Source organism: Bifidobacterium sp. M0307 (genome assembly GCF_016100445.1).
Lineage (GTDB): Bacteria > Actinomycetota > Actinomycetes > Actinomycetales > Bifidobacteriaceae > Bombiscardovia > Bombiscardovia coryneformis.
In genome coordinates this window covers 120826-138837 of sequence record NZ_JACFSL010000001.1, presented here as the reverse complement: position 1 = coordinate 138837, position 18012 = coordinate 120826, and the positions used below count along the sequence as shown (strand labels likewise).

15 protein-coding genes are annotated in these 18012 nt (G+C 59.2%); 7 read left to right on the top strand and 8 right to left on the bottom strand.

Annotated elements, in window-relative coordinates; all coding sequences use genetic code 11:
* Positions 1 to 20: 20 nt before the first annotated feature.
* Positions 21 to 2432: an anaerobic ribonucleoside-triphosphate reductase gene (gene nrdD, locus H3V08_RS00500; RefSeq protein WP_232340020.1), complete on the bottom strand. Its 2412-nt coding sequence runs from the start codon at positions 2430 to 2432 to the stop codon at positions 21 to 23.
* A gap of 536 nt (positions 2433 to 2968) precedes the next feature.
* Between nrdD and H3V08_RS00495 the strand changes: the two genes are divergently transcribed.
* From H3V08_RS00495 to H3V08_RS00485, 3 genes are all read left to right on the top strand, one after another.
* Positions 2969 to 4072: an ABC transporter substrate-binding protein gene (locus H3V08_RS00495; protein WP_232340019.1), complete on the top strand. Its 1104-nt coding sequence runs from the start codon at positions 2969 to 2971 to the stop codon at positions 4070 to 4072.
* Complete coding sequence (locus H3V08_RS00490) at positions 4069 to 4839, top strand: ABC transporter permease (RefSeq protein WP_198181242.1); 771 nt, start codon at positions 4069 to 4071, stop codon at positions 4837 to 4839. The genes H3V08_RS00495 and H3V08_RS00490 overlap by 4 nt, the downstream gene beginning before the upstream one ends.
* A gap of 247 nt (positions 4840 to 5086) precedes the next feature.
* A complete protein-coding gene (locus H3V08_RS00485; RefSeq protein WP_198181241.1) occupies positions 5087 to 6151 on the top strand; it encodes a DUF805 domain-containing protein in 1065 nt (354 codons plus the stop codon).
* A 131-nt stretch (positions 6152 to 6282) separates the two neighbouring features.
* Here H3V08_RS00485 and H3V08_RS00480 read toward each other — a convergent pair whose 3' ends face one another.
* Together H3V08_RS00480 and H3V08_RS00475 are read right to left on the bottom strand one after the other, a co-directional pair.
* Complete coding sequence (locus tag H3V08_RS00480) at positions 6283 to 7158, bottom strand: hypothetical protein (RefSeq protein WP_198181240.1); 876 nt, start codon at positions 7156 to 7158, stop codon at positions 6283 to 6285.
* 74 nt (positions 7159 to 7232) lie between these two features.
* On the bottom strand, positions 7233 to 7889 hold the full coding sequence (locus tag H3V08_RS00475) for a histidine phosphatase family protein (RefSeq protein WP_033491379.1): 657 nt from the start codon (positions 7887 to 7889) through the stop codon (positions 7233 to 7235).
* A gap of 277 nt (positions 7890 to 8166) precedes the next feature.
* On the opposite strand from H3V08_RS00475, the gene H3V08_RS00470 reads away from it, so the two are divergent.
* From H3V08_RS00470 to H3V08_RS00460, 3 genes are all read left to right on the top strand, one after another.
* Positions 8167 to 9492 (top strand): MFS transporter, encoded by a 1326-nt coding sequence (locus H3V08_RS00470; RefSeq protein WP_198181239.1) that lies wholly within the window; start codon positions 8167 to 8169, stop codon positions 9490 to 9492.
* Between the two features lie 154 nt (positions 9493 to 9646).
* Positions 9647 to 10153, top strand: coding sequence for a GtrA family protein (locus tag H3V08_RS00465; protein ID WP_198181238.1), 507 nt, complete (start codon positions 9647 to 9649; stop codon positions 10151 to 10153).
* Between the two features lie 73 nt (positions 10154 to 10226).
* Entirely contained in the window at positions 10227 to 10574 is a 348-nt protein-coding gene (locus tag H3V08_RS00460) for a phenylpyruvate tautomerase MIF-related protein (protein ID WP_033498201.1), read from the top strand.
* A gap of 168 nt (positions 10575 to 10742) precedes the next feature.
* On the opposite strand, the gene rplI is transcribed toward H3V08_RS00460, so the two are convergent.
* The 4 genes from rplI to rpsF all read right to left on the bottom strand — a co-directional run bounded on the left by rplI (position 10743) and on the right by rpsF (position 12517).
* The gene (rplI, locus tag H3V08_RS00455) at positions 10743 to 11195 is read right to left on the bottom strand and encodes a 50S ribosomal protein L9 (protein WP_033491371.1); all 453 of its coding nucleotides are present in this window, start codon (positions 11193 to 11195) and stop codon (positions 10743 to 10745) included.
* Positions 11196 to 11209: 14 nt separating this feature from the next.
* Positions 11210 to 11458, bottom strand: coding sequence for a 30S ribosomal protein S18 (gene rpsR, locus H3V08_RS00450; RefSeq protein WP_033491370.1), 249 nt, complete (start codon positions 11456 to 11458; stop codon positions 11210 to 11212).
* A gap of 46 nt (positions 11459 to 11504) precedes the next feature.
* Positions 11505 to 12110, bottom strand: coding sequence for a single-stranded DNA-binding protein (locus H3V08_RS00445; protein ID WP_045921023.1), 606 nt, complete (start codon positions 12108 to 12110; stop codon positions 11505 to 11507).
* Between the two features lie 110 nt (positions 12111 to 12220).
* Entirely contained in the window at positions 12221 to 12517 is a 297-nt protein-coding gene (rpsF, locus tag H3V08_RS00440) for a 30S ribosomal protein S6 (protein WP_033491368.1), read from the bottom strand.
* Between the two features lie 318 nt (positions 12518 to 12835).
* Here rpsF and H3V08_RS00435 point away from each other — a divergent pair, with 318 nt between their 5' ends.
* Positions 12836 to 13864, top strand: coding sequence for a glycosyltransferase family 2 protein (locus tag H3V08_RS00435; RefSeq protein ID WP_198181237.1), 1029 nt, complete (start codon positions 12836 to 12838; stop codon positions 13862 to 13864).
* A 12-nt stretch (positions 13865 to 13876) separates the two neighbouring features.
* Here the strand turns inward: H3V08_RS00435 and H3V08_RS00430 are convergent, their stop codons facing one another.
* Positions 13877 to 17968, bottom strand: coding sequence for a glycosyltransferase family 2 protein (locus H3V08_RS00430; RefSeq protein WP_198181236.1), 4092 nt, complete (start codon positions 17966 to 17968; stop codon positions 13877 to 13879).
* Positions 17969 to 18012: the final 44 nt, after the last annotated feature.

Below are 18012 nucleotides of genomic sequence, written 5' to 3'. Positions count from 1 at the left end.
TCGACTCGCTTGGTCAGGGCCTACTCGGCCTTGTCGTCGAACCACTCCTTGGTGTTGCCGTCCTTCAGGACCACGCGACCGGTCGCGCCCTGCATGTGCTTGACCCTGTGGGCGATCTCCTCATGGCGACCGTGGACCATGGGCCGCTGGACCGGATTGCCCAGGTAGCCGCAGGTGCGCTTGGTCACGTTGCACTTCTCAGGATCGTCGTTACCGCACTCCGGGCACTTGAATCCCTCTTCAGTGGGCGCGAAATCGCCCTCGTACCCGCAGACGAAGCAGTGATCGATGGGAGTGTTCGTGCCCAGGTACCCTATGCCGATCTGATAGGCGTAATCCCAGACGGCTTCCAGGGCCTTGGGGTTCTGCTGCATGGAGGGGAACTCGCAGTAGTTGATGAACCCTCCCGAGGCCAGGTAGGGGAAGTCGCGCTCATAGCTGAGCTTCTCCATGGGGGTGGGACGCAGCCAGACCGGGTAGTGGAAGCTGTTGGTGTAGAAGTCGTGGTCGGTCACACCCTCGACGGAACCGAACTTCTCCTTGTCCATTCGGCAGAAGCGGTCGGTCAGGGATTCGGCGGGGGTCGAGTAGACCGAATAGTGATACCCCTCGGACTTCTCCCACTGCTTGCAGAGCTGGCTCATGCGACGCACGATACTCAGGGCGAATTCCTTGCCCTCCTGGTCCCAGGTGTGGTCCTGCATCCAGTCCTTGCCGAAGAAGACGCTAGTGGCCTCATACAGACCGATGTACCCCAGGGAGACGGTGGAGCGGCTGTTACGGAAGAGGGTATCGACGCTGTCGGTAGGCTTCAACCTGCCGAAGGCGCCGAACTGGTAGAGGGTCGGGGCGTTGATGGGCGTGGCCTGCTTGCAGCGCATGATGCGGAACTGCAGGGCGTGGTGGGCCACCTCCATACGCTGGTCGAACAGCTTCCAGAACCGGTCCTTATCGCCACGGGATTCCAGGGCGATACGCGGGATGTTGACGGTGACAACACCCAGATTCATACGGCCGTCCTCTTCGTCCTCCCCGGTCTCCGGGTTGGTCCAGGCCTGGAGGAAGGAGCGGCAGCCCATGGGGGCCTTGAAGGAGCCGGTGATCTTGATCAGGTTCTCATAGAAGACCACGTCGGGGTACATCCGCTTGGTGGAGCACTCCAGGGCCAGCTGCTTCATGTCATAGTTGGGGTCACCCTCGTCGGCGTTCAGCCCATGCTTGATGGTGAAGACCAGCTTGGGGAAGATGGCCGTGTGACGGTCCTTGCCAAGACCACGGATGCGAATCAGGAAGATGGCGCGCTGAATCTCCCGGGCGAACCACGAGGTGCCCAGGCCGAAGCCCACGGTAACGAAGGGGGTCTGGCCGTTGGAGACGCGGTTGGAGTTGATCTGGTACTCCATGGTCTGCATGGCATCGTAGATGTTCTTCCGGGTCAGAATCTTGGCGTAGACCTGACGCAGGCGAACCATTTCAGGGGCATCCAGATCGAAGGGGGCATCCTCACCGATGGGCTCACGGTCGTCCAGGTGGAGCCAGTCGGCCTCACGGGCCTTGAGACCGCGGACGACCTCCTTGGCCACCTCGATGGGCTCCTCGTCGGGGAGAACGGCCTCGGCCATGGTGTAGTTCTTCTTGTAATCAAGCCGGGCATAGCTGTCGAGCATCTCGTCGCAGCGGTTGACGGTCTGGCCACCGTACTGGGAACCGGCGATGTCCTTGATGATCTGAGTGATCTGCGTGGCAGCGGTACCGATGGACTTCGGTGAGTCCATCATGGCATTGCCCAGCTCGAACCCATGCTCCAACATGTCGCTGAAGTTCGGCAGGGAGCAATTGGTCTCCGCGGTGAAAGGCGAGTAGTCGGCATCATGGAAGTGGATGTCGCCCTTCATATGGGCATTGGAAACATCCTTGGGCAACATGCTGAAGGCCGATGCCTTGGACACGGCACCCGCCAGGAGATCACGCTGGGTGGCGTAGACGTTGGCGTCCTTGTTGGCGTTTTCCCGTACCAGGGACTCGTCCTTGCTGGTCAGACGGTGGACGGCCTCATTGACATCAGTGGCCTTGGCCCTCTGAATGTCGCGATCAAGACGGTAGGAAGTGTAGGCCCGGGCGATCTCGTAGAGATGGGCATTGACCAGGGCGTGCTCGACCAGGGTCTGTATGTCTTCGATCTTGACCGGATTGGTATAGCGATCACGGATCTCCGACTGAACGGTCAGGGCCATCCTGCGGATCTCCTGACGGTCGTCCGGCCCGATCTCGTGCATGACATCCGTAAAAGCGGCCTCAATGGCGTTCATGATGTTGACGGGATCGAAATCGACGATCCGGCCATCGCGCTTCTCGACCAGAATGCCATCGACCGAGTCGCGTTCGGAGGTGTTCTTCTCCTCTGCGCGGCTTGCCACCACCTGCGTATCCATCGTCACTCCTTGCATTGCCGCTCTCCATGCCCGCGAAACCGCTGAAAGGCCGCGAACTACATTCTTGTCATCTGTGATAACGAGATAACTCTACCACCATACGCCACAATATCTAGTGCGAGTCACAAAGATGAGCACTAGATATAGTGCAATGGCGCAAATGTGATTTGACTCACATTTGCCGGCAATCATGCCGACTCACTGAGCCGCGTTATCCCGGGAAAAGTGGATGACAACATGTTGGTCAGGGACGACACGGCCCTCCAACACACCCTCATCCTGTCTATGGGACCATCCACATGCATGGAGAAGAAGTACCCGACGGAAGTCCTCGTCCTGGATTTCGCGCGGTCCATTTATGGTAGGTTCTAGAGTGGTTTTGTTCGCGCGGTTGGTGGCAGCAACCGTGTCACGACACGTTTCATACACGGAATCGACTACACCGGTCAGGAACGTCGCGCGGGCTCCTCACCTTCCCGTCGAGACACCTCACCGGTCATGGCACCAAGGAGTGCCGGGAAGGCAAGGTGACGAGCATGAGGAAATCCATGGCGGGCGCAGCTCAGGCAAGAGGACCACACGGATTGGCCTTCAGACTGGCTGCCCTGACGAGCGCAGCAGTCATGGGGCTCTCTCTGGCAGGCTGCGGTGCCGGCAATCAGGCCGAAAACGCGGATGACGACTCCCACATCTCCTTCATGCTGGACTGGACCCCCAACACCAACCATGTGGGCATCTATGCAGCCCGTCACCTGGGATACTTCAAGGACGCCGACATCGAAGTCAGGATACTCCCCACCGCGCAGGCCGGTGCCGAAACCTCGGTGCAGAACAGGGTGGCGGATGTCGGCTTCTCCAAGCTGAGCAATCTGGCCACCTTCAACTCCCAGGGATCCAGCCTCAAGCAGGTCTTCAACCTGGGGCAGCACTCCGTGGCACGTTGGTGCTCCCTGGCCTCACGCACCGATATCCAGACCCCCAAGGATTTCGACGGCAAGACCTTCGTCAGCTTCGGATCAGCCGAGCAAACGGCCGTGGTACAGCAGATGATCAGGCATGCGGGAGGCAATGGCGATTTCAAGCGGGTGACCAGCGGGACCAACACCTTCGCCACCCTGACCAGCGGCAAGGGGGACTTCGCCGGCTTCTACGCCAACTGGGAGGGCGTGGAAAGCGAGATCGAGGGCCCGGCCCTGCACTGCTTCACCCAGTCCGACTGGGGGGTGCCCGGCAACCCCGACCAGCTGGGCTTCGTGGTCAGGAACTCCTGGCTCGATCAACCCGGGCACCGCAAGGCCCTACAGAAGTTCATCACCGCCAGCATGAGGGGATACGACTACTCCCTGGCCCACCCCGATGAGGCCGCCAGAATCCTGGTCCAGGAGACCAAGGGATCGAACATCGACCCGGAGCTGGCCAGCAAATCAATGGAGAGCATCGTAAAGGAAGACTACTGGGTCGAGACACCTGGCCAGAAGACCATCAGTGGAATGATCGACATGGACGATGCCCAGAGTTATCTGGACTTCCAATTCAAGGCCGGCACCTACAAGGACGCCAAGAAGGGAGACCCCGACAAGGCACCCCAGGCCAGCGACCTCTGGACCGACGAGTTCGTCAAGGAGGCAAGGAAGCAGTGAGGCGGACCAGCCCCAGACCCGGATGGACACGGCTCCTGGCACCGACGCTGACCCTGGTGGCCCTCTTGGTCATATGGGAGGCCGCCGTGCGTCTGGGAGGGGTGTCGGACCAGGTCCTCCCCTCCCCCAGCCAGATCGCCCAGGCCACCTTCGACAGCCTCGACGATTTGATTCCGGCCACGGCCATCACCGGAATCGAGGGACTTCTCGGTTTCCTCCTGGCCACCGCCCTGGGTCTGGTTATCGGCCTGGCGATCCATGCCTGGCGGACCCTGCACGATGCCATCTATCCGCTGATTGCCGGGGCACAGATGATTCCTCTGATCACCATCGCCCCGCTCTTCATCATCTGGTTCGGGTTCGAACCCCTGGGCAAGGTGGTCATCGTGGCCATCTTCGCCCTCTTCCCCATCGTCGTTCAGACCTGCCGGGGCCTGGATGCCGTGCCACGTTTCTACCAGGACGTGGCTCTGAACTGCGGGGCGACCAAGGCGTGGGCCCTATGGCATGTGAAGCTGCGGGTGGCGGCCAGGCAGATCTTCGGCGGATTGCGAATCAGTGCCGCCTATGTCTTCGCCACCGCCGCCACGTCCGAATACCTGGGCGCCCAGAGTGGTTTGGGAATCTGGCTCCAGTCGGCTTTCAACTCCTTCAGAACCCCGCTGATATTCTCCGCCACCCTGGTCATCGTGATTCTGACGGCTGCCCTCCTGGCACTCATCACGCTGGTCGAGCGTCTGCTCCTGGGAGCACCCGAGAAGGACTAGAGGGCCTGCCTGCCAAGAATCGGAGTAACTCCGTGATGAAGCCCACCCGAAGCACACGGACGATTGCTGCAACGATTTTCTTAGGAAACACACTGTCCCAGCCAGGTACCAGCCCCGGATTCAGGCTGTTATACGTATCCTCTGAGACACGGATATGGAAATATTGAAAAACTCTTGCAATAATATTTACATACCGCTAATTGGTATGCGGGGATTTTCGTTTATTACACAAGGGGAAGAAGTATCTATGAACCAGCCGAATAATGGCAATGAGGGTAATCTGCCTGACTTCTGGACGCAACCCGACCAGAACCAGCCCGAACAGGCAGCGGGAAGCACCCCCGATTATGCGTATGGGGCGGGGCAGGACCCGGCTGGCGCACAGGGATACCAGGGAGGGAACAACCCCTACCCATCATATTCAAATGAGCCGGTCCAGGAACAGCAGTTCCCCCCGGCCCAGCCGACCCCTCAGGAGCCTTCTTACACTTACACCGAGCAGCAGCCCCAGGAAACACCTGGAATCGGTACTGAGCAGACCTACCAGCCGACGTACCAGCCGATGCCCACACCCGAGCCCACTCCGGTCGAGCCGGCCTATGGAAGCCAGGCGGCGTACACCAACAACCATCCGACTCCTGCAATGCCCGACTACCAAGAGCAGGCATACGGCCAGCAGCAGGCGGCCTACCAGGGTCAGGACCCTTATGCACAGCCGGTCGGATATGAGCAGGGGGCATACCAGCAAGGGACTTACCAGCAGCCGGGTGTGGGACCGCAGATTCCGCAGACACCTGCCTACCCCACAGGGGCGGGTTACGCCTACACCGGTGTTCCACCGATTGACCAGCCCTGGTACGGCATCGACTTCATCAACGCCAGCAAGCGCTTCTTCAACAAGTACACCACCTTCAAGGGGCGGGCCTCCAGGGGAGAGTACTGGTGGTCCATCCTGCTGAACATCCTGATCTATATGGCCTGTGGCGTGCTCCTCGCTCTGGCCCCTGACACTGCCGCCGAGGCAGTGGCGGACGCTGTTTCGATCGCGCTGTTTGTCCCCAACATCGCGGTTGCGGTGCGCAGATTGCACGACAGCAACATGTCCGGCCTGTGGTACCTTCTGCCTATCGTCACCACCACTGTCGGCGTCATATTGTTGATCTTCGGAATCGCGGCGGCTTTCATGCAGACACCAGGGGTAGTCATTACCCTCATCGCGCTGGGTGCCATCATCACGCTGGGGGGAGGCATCGCCAATCTCGTGTTCATGCTTCGGCCCAGCGACCCACGCGGCGCCCGCTTCGACAAGTGAGGGCGATGCCCTGGGTCAGATAGAGACAGCAGGACTCCGAACATAACCGAACCCCCGATACCGAGCAGTTCACGACCATGCAGGTCGAGATCCGAGGTATCGGGGGTTTGTCTATTTATCCAGGTCGAAACTCAGAGTTCCACAGGAGGCTTGTTCGGGTCTTCCGGGACATGCGCAAACTTCGCCTGGAGAGCCTCGCGACTCTTGCGCTCATCGTCCTCCTTGGCCTGGCGCTTGGCCTCTTCCGGATCCCAGACCACCTCATCCAGGTGCTTATTCCACTCGGCAGCCACCTCGGGGGCCAAGGTATCCGCCAGATCGTGAATCGTCTTCGACGAAATGACGGCAAGGGCCCCACGGACCTGCTCATCGGTCAGGAAGACCCTGGGGATACCCATTCGCTCATTGAGCTCGTTCAGATAGAGCAGAATCGGCAGGATTCTGACCACCTGATCCCCGTCGGCATGGACTGCCGAGGCCAACCGGTCCAGAGCGATCACGGACGTGGCCAGGCGTCGGCCCACCTCGGCCTGCTCCGCCGAAGACTCCAGGGGCTCCCCTCCTGGCGTGACCTCCTTGGCGAGGCAATCGACCAGGTCGCGGGCGGCCTTGACATCCTCCTGGTTCCAACCGGCCCCGAGGACCTCGGCGGCCTGGACCAGCTTGTCCGATTGACCCTGTGCCGCCCCGCCGACCATGCCCTCATATGCGTCGTTGGCGGCCAGGAGGGCATCAACCAGTTCCTGCGGCCGGCCGGGAATATCCTCGGCTCCTTCATATACGTACTCGGCATCGGGGATGGTCACATCCTGGCCTGTCATCACCCGAGCCAGGACCCTCGTTATCCTGACCTGCAGGGTCTCGGCGTATTTGGCGTCGTTCCTGAGCCTGACCGCATCGGTCAACGGCCACAGGTCAATCAGGTCGACCCCGGCCTGGATGGCCTCCCCCATCGACGGCCTGGATGCCAGCTCTTCGACCAGATTCTGCTCATAGACCACAATCATCACGCTCCTTCACCTGAGTCGCGGTCCAATCCGCGTTGCAATCCTCCTGCCATCCTATGACACCGGAGACGGCCTTACACACCTGCCGCCGGATCCGCATATGTGATGCCAAGCACCTTCCGGGAGCCGCAGTCCAGGGTGATGGAGGTGACCGAGGCAAGAGCGGTGCCACGACGCAGCATATTGTGCTCGGGATGGCCCGTCTCCAACAGGTGCCGGAAAGTCCAGATGGGCGACTCATGGGAGACGGCCAGAATCTGTGCATCCGGATACTCCTCGACCTTTTCGTATACGAAGTCCGAAACCCTGCGGGCTATCTGCCGGTAGCTCTCGCCCCAGCTTGGTTTGGAAAGATCCAGGACCAGTTTCAGATTGGAGGGGTACCAGAGGGCACCCGCACCCCGGCCGATCCGTTTGCCGCGGAACTCATTGCCGGCCTCGATCAGCCGCTCGTCATAGTGCGGATTCAGTGGGTCCAGGCCACGTTTCCCCCTGGCGGGATTGACCTCTTCCAGAAGGATGTCCGTGGTCTCCCTGGTCCGGTCCAGGGGGGAGGAATAGACGGCGGCGATGTCCCTGAAGCCAGGCGCTGCCGCCAGGAATCTACCCGTGGCATGGGCCATCCCCCGCCCACGTTCGGACAGATGGAAGCCTGGAAGGCGTTCGTAGAGAATATGGTCGGGATTGAATACCTGACCGTGGCGGATGAAATGAATGGTCGTTGCCGGCAAGTGACCTACCTCCCGATGGCTCCCCGGGTCTTCCCTCAGGACGAGAGCTCGGGGTAAACTTATATCAGCCCGAGACCGGCTTCAAGGGTCCGGAGCGGTTACCAGTCTAACAGTCCGTAACAGCCACCAATTCAACCCTTCTTCCCCTGTTTTCCGGGATTCCCCGGAGCGACCCGCGTCTTTGCGGATGGAGGGAGCGGAAGCACTACGTTGAGCGGCAGGCCCCGAGGAAACCAAGCACATAGGCATACGAGCAGAGGAAAAGGCAGGAGGAGCAATGCCGCAGCAGGTAAGGGATGCACTGGGTCAGGTCGGCCATCGTATTTTCGGGGGCTACGCGTCACTTTTACGTATGCCCCACACAGCCCGCTTCGCAGTCGGCTCGGTCATCGCCTCCATGCCCTTCCCCATGGTCGGCATGACCATCACCATCTCGGTCCAGCATTACTACGGCAGCTACTCACTGGCCGGAGCCCTGACCGCCGTCCAGGCCATATCGCTCGCCCTGGTGAGCCCGATCCTGGGTAAACTGATTGACAAGTTCGGCCAGCGACAGGTCTCCATCCCCACCGTGGTGGTATGGATGGTCGCCGCCGCGGCCCTTATCACCTCGATCACCTCTCATGCGCCGGCCTGGGTGTTGTACTGCATCACCCCCTTCATGGCGGCGATACCGCCGTGGGGAGCCATGAGCCGCAGCAGGTGGACCAACATCCTCAGGGGAGACAGGAAGGCCACCGACCAGGCACTGTCCCTCTCCGGGGTCTTCGACGAGGCCATGTGGGTCATCGGAAACCCCTTGGCTTCCATCCTGGCCGTCATATCCGGGGTATTGGCCTTCTCCTTCACCGGAGTCTGTGTCCTGGTCGGCGCCTGGATGTTCCTTTCGATCGCCACAACAGAACCACCGTCCCAGACCAGCCTGGCCAAGGCCCAGGGCATCACACGCAAGGAGTACCGGGCCAGGCAGGCTGCCAGGGCGGCCGAACTGCAGGGGCAGGAGGGGCAGAGTGCCTTCTGGAGCTCGGGCATGATAGCCGTATGCGTCACCTGGTTCGGCCTGGGTGCCTTCCAGAGCGCCGCTTCCATCTCCATCATCTCCTTCGCCACCGAGCAGGGCATGAAACAGATGACCGGGTTCGTCTTCGCCTGTTTCTCCTTCAGCTCCTTGATAGGCGCCCTGCTCTATGGTGCCAAGAGCTGGACCATTCCCCTCTGGAAGCGCTTCTACTTCTGCCTCCTGGTGGTCAACCTGGGCATTGGCACCTTCCTCTTTGCCGGAAACCTCTGGACCATCATGCTCATCTACCTGGTCATCGGCATCTGCCAGGCACCGACCTGGATCAACGGGAATCAACTCATGCTCCACCTGGTCCCCCCTGCCAGATTCACCGAGGGGATGGCCTGGCTGAGCGCCATGAACTCCATCGGGTCATCGGCAGGGTCCGCAATCGCCGGTCAGTTCATCGACCGATACGGCTCCCGGGGCGGATTCGGGGTTGTCACGGCTCTAGCACTGACCTCCCTCACCATCGCCTTCGTAGGGTTCCGTCAGATTCGAGACAGTACCGAGAAGCCCATTCTCACCGAGCTCAAGGCCTGAACCCTCTGCCTCCAAGCCTGGGTACGGCATTCCGGCTCCGTCGGAATCATCAACATGCACCGGTGCCGTTGCGATTCCTGCCGTCGTGAGATTTCTGCATACAATTCTCCGGCAGTATCGGCCCGGCTGCCGGGGAGTGGTTCAATGGTGCCTTATGCGCAAACTCATCGAGCAACTTGTCAAGTTCGGCATCGTGGGCGCCATCGCCTTCATCATCGATGTCGGCATCATGAATCTGCTGATCATCCTGGTCCACTTCAACAACGTGCTGGCCGGCGCCATATCCTTCCTGATCTCCCTGGCCTTCAACTACCTGGCCAGCATGAAGTTCGTTTTCAAACACCGGAACGATATGGCCCGTTGGATGGAGATGACGGTCTTCCTTATCTCCTCGGTCATCGGATTGGGCATCAACGAGCTCATCCTCTGGGCAGGCACGGCCATGCTGCCCGCCGACGCCATCCACTCCATGCACAGCAAGTATGTGCTCTACTCCAACGCAGCCAAGATAGTGGCAACCGTCGTCGTGGCCATATGGAACTTCATTATCCGCAAGTGGCTCCTTGATGCCCCGGCACCCGGCCAACCAGCCAAGGAGGGCTCCCTCTCCCATCGCCTCGGGGCCTGGTCCCTGACGCATCGTCCTTTCGGATGGAACTGACCGGCACCGTCTAGTATTGAAGGGGTCGGCGGGCCAAGTCCAGGCCCTCTCCAGTCCAGTCAGGAGGAACATCATGCCTGTTATCCATACCCACGTCAGCACCTCGATAAGCGCCGAACAGCGTGAACGGATCAAGACCGCCTACGGCAAGGCCATCACCGCCGTTCCCGGCAAATCCGAGGGGTGGCTCATGTGCCCCTTCGAGTCGGACATGCCCATCTACTTCGCGGGCGACGACTCCCAACCGGCCGCCTATGTGGAGGTCAACGTCTTCGGCAGCGAGGTTCCCAAGTCGGCCTGGGAGAGCCTGACCAAGTCCATCATGCAGATTCTGGACACCGAGCTGTCCATCCCCCAGGACAGGACCTACATCCGCTACACGGCCACCAAGGACTGGGGCTGGAACGGCGGCAATTTCTGAGCCGAGGGATTGTCCGGAAATGAGATACCGGACACATGAAGAAGGTCCCCCGCACCACATCGGGTGCGGGGGACCTTCTTCATATCTTGCTTAAGCCCTGATGCCGGGACCGGGAATACCGACCCCGAACCCTGGCATCAGCATTACCTGGGTCTCATCCAGGGTGGTTCACTCGCCGGCAATCACCTTGACGGTGAAGTTGGCGGTGATTTCCGGATGCAGGGCTACTGTTGCCGGGAATTCGCCGGTGGTCTTGATGGACTCAACGGAGATGGTCCTGGGGTCCACATCGGCCATGGGTCGAAGGGCCTGGGCGATTGCCTCGTTGGAGATACCACCGAAGAGCTTGCCGGAATCGGAGACCCTGGCGCTGATCTCGACGCTCTGGCCTTCGACGGCGTTCTTGGCTGCGACTGCATCCTCACGGGTTGCCAGCGACTTGGCGCGACGAGCCCTCTGCATGGCCTCGATCTGGGCCGCGGCACCCTTGGACCAGGCGAAGGCCAGGCCCTGGGGAATCAGGTAGTTGCGGGCATACCCGGGCTTGACGGCGACGACATCGCCCTTGTGCCCCAGGTCGGTCACGGTATCAGTGAGAATAACCTTGGTTTCCTTTGCCATGTCTGTATCCTCCCTCAGCGACCGGTGGTGGCGTAGGGCAGCAGGGCCATCTCACGGGCATTCTTGATGGCCGTGGAGATCTCGCGCTGCTCCTGGACGGTGACGCCGGTGATACGACGGGAACGAATCTTGCCGCGGTCCGAGATGAACTTGCGCAGCAGGGCGACGTCCTTGTAATCGATGGTGTGAACCTTGGCGGCCCTGAGCGGATTCGGCTTCTTCTTGAAGGGCTTGACCGGTGGTTGCGGCCTCTTGCGTGACATATGTTCTCCTTATTGCACTTATGAAATCTTGCCTTGAGCCATCAGCTCAGAACTCGGGCTCATCTCCTGCGCCGCCGAACTCCCCCGAGGACCCGAAGGATCCGAAGGAGTCACCGGAACCGGTGGACGACCAGGGATCCTGGGCAGGAGGCTGAGCCCCCTGCTGGGGCGCGGCTCCCGCCGCGGCACCGCCCTGGTAGGAGGATCCACCCTGGTAACCGCCGTTCCCGGCGCCTGCGAACCCACCACGGCCGCCCCCGTTGGGGGCACCAGTATTGGAGTTCCGGGTCACCTGGGCGGTGTTCCTGGTCAGTGCAGGGCCAATCTCATCCAGACGCAGCTCCACGACCGAGCGGTTGTTGCCCTCACGGTCCTGGTAGGAGCGCTGTACCAGACGACCCTGGGCAATGACCCGCATACCCTTGGTCAGACTGGCCTGAATGTTGGAGGCCAGGGGGCTGTAGGTGGAGTCCCATGCGGAGCACCGCATGAAGAGGGCGTCCCCGTCCTCCCACTGACCCGAGTTCCTGTTGAACTGCCTGGGCGTAGAGGCGATGGTGATGTTGGCCACCGTACCGCCATTGGAGGTGGTGCGCACCTCCGGATCCGCAGTGAGGTTCCCCACCACGGTGACGTATGTATCTCCTGCCATCTCACGACCTTTCCTCTTGTCGGGAATCCCGGATGTTCTGCCATCCTGTGGTTCCCCTGCCCACGGCGGACGGATGCCCCGCAGGGTCCGTCAATGCTCGATAGCTGTTTTTACTTGGCATCCTTACGAAGGATCTTCGTACGAATGATGGATTCGTTCAGGTTGAGGACACGGTCGAGCTCGGAGCTCACAGCCGGCTCGCAGCTGTACTCGACGACCACGTAGTTGCCCTCGTTGTTCTTGTCGATCTCATAAGCCAGCTTGCGGCGGCCCCAAATGTCGATATTGTCGACGGACCCACCTTCCTTGGTGACCACCTCGAGATACTGATCGGTCAGCTTCTTCAGGGATCGCTCATCCAGGCTCGGATCAGCAATGAACATCAGTTCATACTTGTGCGCAGACATCACCCACCTCCTTTGGACCTAACGGTCACGGACTTTCCGTGACAGGAGGGTGTATAAAGCCGGCGGCCCAATCACCACATGGCGCCGGAACCACCAGACAATGTTTCGAGTATATATCGCCATCAGGACCGAAGTCGAACAGCAGACTACACTGGAGCCAATCATCGCCCGGCGCTGCCGGAAACCCGTTCCCGTCGAGAAAGATGGCAGGGCCTGCGGTTCGGCTCAGGCATCACACGGGCCATACCCACCCCTGACCTTGCCGACCCTTCATACACGTCGCAACCCGACCATGAGGCTTCCACTAGACTGGCTTCTATGACAGTCAGCCAAGACCTGGTATCCATCATCGTTCCCGTTTACAATGCGGCAGAATACCTACCCCGCTGCTTGGATTCCATCTGCGGGCAGACCCATGACAATCTGCAGATCATCCTGGTGGATGATGGATCCACCGACGGGTCCGGCTCCATTTGCGACCGATATGCGGCCCGGGACCACCGCATTCAGGTGATACACCAGGAGAATCAAGGCATCTCTGTGGCCCAGAATGCCGGACTGGACGCCACCCGAGGCACCTACCTGGCCTTCGCGGACAATGACGACATCCTTGATAGAAGGAACATTGAGTTACTGCTCCACGCCCTCAAATCCACCGATGCCGACATGAGCAAGGCCAGATGGCAGCAATTCGGCCCCTCGCATATGGACTCAATCGTTAGCGAAGCTGCTCAAGGGGCGGTCACGCCTGAGAGCATCAAGATCTTCTCCGACCCCCTCAAGGCTTATCAAACCTACTTCTGCAAGAGCCTCCGTCTCTTCATGGATATGATCGGCAAGGCTGGCGAAGCCAGGTATTTCAACGAGGCCAATTGGTGCAGACTATACAAAGCCGAGCTGTGGGAGGGTATCCGCTTCCCCCCCGGTCGCTACGCACAGGACATCATGGTGGCTGGCCCGCTATACCGACGAATGTCCAAGGTTGCCGACATCAATACAGTCCTGTACTACTGGCTGCAGTCGCCCTCATCCGTGACCCACTCCCTCCGCAGCGTGGGCTTCTACCGCGACAATGTGGCTGCGGGTCTGGCCAACTTTGAGCTGGCCCTGGACGACGGAATCACCCCTATGCGCAGTTACTATTCCATCTGGGATGGGCTCCGTTCCGAGACGGCTGCAGCTGGCTCGGACCCGCAGAGCCTGGAGGAACTGCACCAGGACCGGCAGAGGGCGTCGGCCCTCTTCCACAAAATGGGTATCGCCCGACGCGCCCTCTGTACCGTTGCCACCTGGGTCAGGCATCTGGAGAAGCTCGTATATGATGCCAGGGTCAAAAATATGGCTTAATCTGCTGGGTGTTCAGTCCTCCCGGACCCAGAAGTTGCCCGAGGTCCGGGAGAGATTGGGATTGTAGTAGGGGTCATTCTCGACTGCCTCCGCGTGTCTGCTCCTGAATTCCGCGGACTCCTTTTCCAACCTCGCCCTCTTCTTTTTGTCTTTGGCATCCTTCCCGCGAGTCACCGACTCGAAGTGATAGAGCTCGACCTCATGGGCCCAAACGTTGTCTCTGCCCAGCTCATCGTGGATTCGTGCGCAGAGATCGACATCGTTGTATGCAACCGCCAGAGTCTCATCAAATCCGGAAACCGCCTGGAAGTCCTCGGCCTTGACCATGCAGCATGCTGCCGTCATGGCGTAGTAGTTGACATTCTCGATGAGTCTGCCGAAATAGCCAAAGTGGGTCCGTGGCGTGCCGACCATGATATGCCCGGCCACGCCTCCAAGCCCCAGAACAATGCCTGCGTGCTGAATGGTGTTGATCGGGTAATAGAGCTTAGCGCCAACCACTCCTATCCGTTGCAGCTGAGCGAAAGAGACCAAGCGCGTCATCCAGAGCGGGCTGATGACCTGGGTGTCGTCGTTAAGGAAGAGAAGGTACTTGCCCTTGGCCTCCTTGGCAGCCAGGTTGTTGATGCGGGAGAAGTTGAAGGGGATGTCGAGATCAAGCACCCTGAACCGGTCCCCCAGGCGCTCCTTGTACCTGGCGTACAGCCTTTTCATGGCCGGGTTGGTGCTGCCGTTATCGGCAATGAGCACCTCATAGTTGGGGTACTTGGTCTTTTCGATCACCGAATCCATGCACCGCTCGATGTTGTCATACCCATTTTTGGTAGGGATAATCACTGACACCAGGTCAGGGTCTTGAATGCCGTAGTGGACGTTGTAGATGCCGCTCGGACCGGCAGAGACCACCTCAGCGTCAATCCCCCTGCGTTCCATGGCCGAGCTGAGGGCGCGCAACCCCGCGTCCGAAGCGTAGTCCTTAGCACCGCCGCTAGAGGCAGTCGATGTGGGCAGAGTCCTCCAGTGGTAGAGGACCTTGGCTATGTGCTGGACTCTTGATGGCTCGGTACGCTCCATGAACCGCAGGAGCATGTCATAGTCCTGGGACCCCTCATATCCCACCCGGAAGCCACCGATCTCATTAACGATGGATCTGCGGTAAACACCCAGATGACTGATGTAGTTGGTGCTCAGAAGAAGATCAGGCTCATAGTCGGGCTTGAAGTGCGGGTCGAATCGATGACCCTCTTCGTCCTCCTTGTCCTCATCGGTGTAGACCAGGTCGGTTTCAGGCTTCTCGTTGAGCCGCTTGACCACTTCGTAGAAGGCCTGGGGAGGCAATTCATCATCGTTGTCGACCAGAGCCACGAACTCCCCGGTTGCGATCTCGAGAGCCGAATTGGTCGCCTTCGATATATGCCCGTTCTCCTTTCTGAATACGACCTTGATCCGGTCATCCTCTGCGCTCATTTGCTTGAGGACTTCAGCTACACGAGGATCTGTGGAACAATCATCGGCCAGGCAAAGCTCCCAGTTGGGATAGAACTGGTTACGGATGGAATCCACACAGGCTCGTAGCCACTGCGGCTCAACATTGTAGACAGGCACCAGAACGGAGATCATGGGTCTGTATGTGAATCCATCGATCTTGGATTCGACATCAGCTTTGTCATATTGCTCGGTACGCGCGATGAGCTTCCTGTACGCCGTCTTCTGCCGACGTGGCACCAGATATCGATCGAAAACACGCCTGGCGAAGCTACGGGGATGCCTGATGGCAGCAGCTTTTCTGAGCAGTAGTTCGAACCTCGACATGGCTTGGGAACGAGGCACTTTCAGGGTCAAGGAAACCTGTCCGGACGGCCCGGAGATAACCAAGGACGGATGCTCGGCACGGAAAGCAGCCAGGCCGTCCGGCAGACTGATCCGCAGCTTGAATCCAAGCTCGGAATCAATGGGCATGGCCTTGGTCATGTTGACATCCGGCCGAAGAATCCGCTTCACATCATTCAAGCGGGCATGCTCGCAGGGAGATATACCGACAGAAGCCGGCTCATGCGCGTCCAGATCGGCTGCCCAACCCGTCACCGTGATGACGGAGGAATCCGATGAGACCAGAACCTGATCAATGGACGCCTCTACAGGGGCATGGTCCGGTTTCTCGGAGGGGAAGAAGGCCGAAGCGAAGGGATCCACAATGCCCTGGTGGGAAGCCAAGTACCGGTCCAGGTCTTCCTGGGGTATCTTCGCAGGGTTTTTCGCCTCGTCAACGAAGAGGGAATATGGTTGCCAGAGGGTGGTAAGACCGCATTCCTCCTGCAACCTGACACAGTAGTCAATGCCTTGAAGACCGGAAGAAAGAGACTGATCGAACCCCTTTATCCTCTCAAAATCACGGCGACGAGTAAGCAGGCAATCCTCCGTGACGGCGAACATATCACGAGGCAGGAGATCACGGAAGTAGTATCCGATGCCCTGGTCCCAGTCTCCGCGCATCTCGAAAGGCTGGCCTGTCTTCATCGCTCGCAGGGTCACGCCCACATTCGCAACCCGTCCACGGTCATCCAGGATTTTGCCTCCGACAACCCCAACCTGATCGTCGCGAATATAGTTGACCATTTCGGTCAGCCAGTCCGCCCTCCTGGGGTTCTTCCCATCCAGGAAGACCAGAAGGTCCTCATCGCATTCTCGCGCCGCTGCGTCGGAGCCGGTCTTGCCAGCGGACACAAATCTCACCCGAGGGTAGTCTGTTCCGAGCTCAAGATCATGGAGCTTCTCACCCGTATACCCGGAAGCAATAACAGCCACCGAGGGCACTTCTCCATGGTAGTCGATCTTGTAGGTGCCGAGGTTGTCGAGCATACGGACGCTGCCATCTATTCCCCGGCGCTCAAGGGCGGCTTCAAGCGCAGCCTTGCCTGCCTCATAGGCGTACATCTTGCTGCGGGGATCACCGGCCACTGAACTGGAGAGGGTCCTCCAGTGATACATGATCTTGGGAATGTGATGGACCTTCTGCGCCTGCTCGGTCGCCCTCAGGACGAAGTCATAATCCTGACTACCGTCGAAGGCGGAATCCAGATCCCCCACCTTCTGCAGCAGGTCCCTTGAGACGGTCACGAAGTGAGTGATGTAGTTATGGCCCAGCAGAAGGTGCGGCGAGAAATCAGGCTTGAAGAAGGGATCGAATCTGATCCCCCTCTCCGTGATTTTGTCCTCATCGGTATAGATGAAGTCAATTGATGGATCGGAGTTGATTGCCGAAACCACCTCATAGAGTGCACTGGGAGCCAGCTCGTCATCATTGTCCATGAAGCCGATGTACTGCCCCTTGGCCAGCTCTATCGCAGAGTTCGTTGCGGCAGCTATGCCACCGTTCTCATCCCTGTACACGGCATGGATTCGGGGATCACCGGCGGAGATCTCCTTCAGCAGGGTTCTCACCGACTCATCAGGAGAGTGGTCATCGGCCAGGCATAGTTCCCAGTTCGGATACCACTGGGCATCCATGGACTCCACACACTTGCGCAGCCATTGCTCATCCACGTTGTATACGGGAACCACGATGGAGATCAATGGCTTTTCAGCGAAGCCCTCCATGACCTGCATGGCATCCGCGGGCTTAGTAACCTCATGAGTCCGTATCCACTGGTCATAGGACTTCTGCCGCTTGGTAATCTTCCTCTTGGCGCGCTTCACCAAGGACCTAAAGTTAGACGAGAAGGAATCATGAAGAAGACGGTAACTGATTTGCCTCAAACGTTGTTTCTTCCTGTCATTGCTGAGTTTACGCTCCAAACGGTTCAGATCGATCTGAACCGGCCGTTCAGTACCGTTGATCATGAAAAGAAGTTGGAATGATCCCTTGTTGGAAAGGGTTGCAGCGGTAAAACCGGGCCGGGCGGAAGAATCCAGATCGAAGACCGTGGCAATGTCATTCCTATCTTGCCGTTCAACGGTGACATCCTCATCTTGGGGACGAATGCGTATTCCGGTCTTACGATAGGTATCCACAGCCCAGCCGGATACCGTTACGGTGCCGTCTATGGGGTTCTTCACCAGATCCTCGATGGCAACCTCATAATTTACGGCGCTATGAACGATCATCCTTTTTTCTTCCTCGTCTTCGCACTATCATCAACAAGGCCACG